This window comes from Flavobacterium sp. T12S277 (genome assembly GCF_048514875.1).
GTDB lineage: Bacteria > Bacteroidota > Bacteroidia > Flavobacteriales > Flavobacteriaceae > Flavobacterium.
In genome coordinates, this window is sequence record NZ_JBLYEG010000062.1 from 1 (window position 1) to 1,405 (window position 1,405).

General features: G+C 34.4%; 1 protein-coding gene. It reads left to right on the top strand.

Annotated elements, in window-relative coordinates; all coding sequences use genetic code 11:
- Positions 1-250: 250 nt before the first annotated feature.
- Positions 251-1,246, top strand: a complete 996-nt coding sequence (locus ACN1CN_RS22710; RefSeq protein WP_419137964.1) for an IS110 family transposase — start codon at positions 251-253, stop codon at positions 1,244-1,246.
- Positions 1,247-1,405: the final 159 nt, after the last annotated feature.

A 1,405-nucleotide genomic window follows, 5' to 3' on the forward strand; every position in this document is an offset into this window, starting at 1 on the left:
AACACAACTTGCCATTACCTTTGTGGTAATATTTTTGCAAATACATTTTTTATTTTTATCTCTTCTAAAAGCGGTTAAAGGGTGAACATAACAACTTGCTAGAATTAAAAGTTCTTTACACGGCATTTGTCCCTTTAAACCACTTATAAGTTGCCAGGCGCCTGTTAGGATGTTAGACTTTGGGTCTGTTAATGGCTTTAGTGGCGCGCAACATTTATTTTTATTGTTAACCTTTTAAAACTTTAATTTCATGACTTTTAAAATTTACATTGGTATTGACATCTCAAAATTGACATTAGATGTTTTCATTAAAGAAGTCCAGGCTCACAAGAAATTTAAGAATGATGTAAGTGGCTTTAATTCATTGCTAAAATGGGTTAAAATCCAGTCTAAGGAATCTTGTGAATCTATGTTGTTCTGTTTTGAACACACTGGCTTATATTCATTGCCTTTTGCTCAGTTCCTTGAGGAAAACAGTATTCCTTTTTCTATGATCTCTGCTCTGGAGATTAAAAGATCTCTTGGAATTACAAGAGGTAAAAACGATATTGTTGATTCAAGAAGAATTGCTGATTTTGCTTGTCGTTTTTATGATAGAATCACTTTAACAAAACTGCCAGCCAAAGAAATTGCCAACTTACAATCCCTGCTTTCATTGAGAGGCAGATTATCGGTTGCTTTGGGAGGGTTTACGGTTTCCCGTAATGAATCTTTAAAATTCATAGGAAAAAACAGTACACCGGAACTCTTTTCAAGCTATGATAAAATGATTATTACTTTAAAATCAGAAATAAAAGCATTGGAAAAAGCAATTATTGAGATCATAAAAAACAATGAAGAGCTAAGGAGGACGTATGAACTTATTACTTCTATCAAAGGTGTCGGATTGATTGTAGCTTGTAATCTGATCGCTTATACTAATAATTTCACACGCTTCAGTAATTGGAGAAAATTTGCATGTTATTCCGGAATCGCCCCTTTTGAATATCAATCCGGCACCAGTGTGAGAGGAAAATCCCAAGTCAACTCCCTTGCCAATAAGCAGATGAAAAAACTGTTGCATTTGGCTGCAATTTGTGCAATTCATACTGATACTGAGCTGCAGGAATATTACACTCGCAGGCAGAGTGAAGGAAAGCCTAAAATGGCTATTATAAATATAGTGAGGAACAAGATCGTAGCACGTGTATTTGCGGTTGTCAAAAGAGACACTCCTTTTGTTGATTTGAGGAAGTACGCTGCTTAAATGATCTGACATAGAGATAAATTCAATATTCGGATGACAATAATCTTCCGATTGACTTCTTATGCCCTTTAATTTCGTCTCACAAACGCTTGTTTCAATATTTTTTTGGTTCATCATAATATTTTTCATTTTTTATTTGGATATAACTTAGGATGCCGT